Below are 502 nucleotides of genomic sequence, written 5' to 3' on the forward strand. Positions count from 1 at the left end.
CAGATGTGTATAAGAGACAGGGGTAGTAGGTTTTGAAGAAGTGAAGAACCTTGATCATCGTCTGCCTGATTCAGCCATGCGTGCTGAGTCTTTCACCACGGGCTTTAAGGGTGTTTAAAAAGGAAAGGCCTGTCTACCAGGTAGACAGGCCTTATTTTGTAACTGCCCACCAATTAAGCGGAGGGCAACATCCAACTCAGGGTTTCCCGAAGCGGCGGGGTCTCCCAGTCGTGGACCAACGCGCGCAGGCGAGCGTTGTTCCCACACAGGGTTTTGACCTCATTGGCCCGGACGAACGCAGGGTTTACCTGAACGTCGATATCCTGACCAGTGATCTCCCTGCACATGTCGATCACCTCACGCAGCGAGTGCGTTACACCGGAACTGACGTTGATCGTCTGCCCCAGCGGGCGGGCTTCCAGCAGGCCGCGATAGGCACTGACAACCGCACGCACATCGCTGAAGTCACGCCACACATCAAGGTTGCCCAGCTCGATAGTGC

At 55.6% G+C, this 502-nt stretch carries 1 protein-coding gene; it reads right to left on the bottom strand.

Annotation, left to right across the window (positions count from 1 at the left end):
• Positions 1 to 173: 173 nt before the first annotated feature.
• A partial coding sequence (locus ALO43_RS09995) for a GDP-mannose 4,6-dehydratase (RefSeq protein ID WP_328586974.1) occupies positions 174 to 502 on the bottom strand: 329 nt, incomplete at its 5' end.

This window comes from Pseudomonas tremae (genome assembly GCF_001401155.1).
In the GTDB taxonomy this organism is placed as follows: domain Bacteria; phylum Pseudomonadota; class Gammaproteobacteria; order Pseudomonadales; family Pseudomonadaceae; genus Aquipseudomonas; species Aquipseudomonas tremae.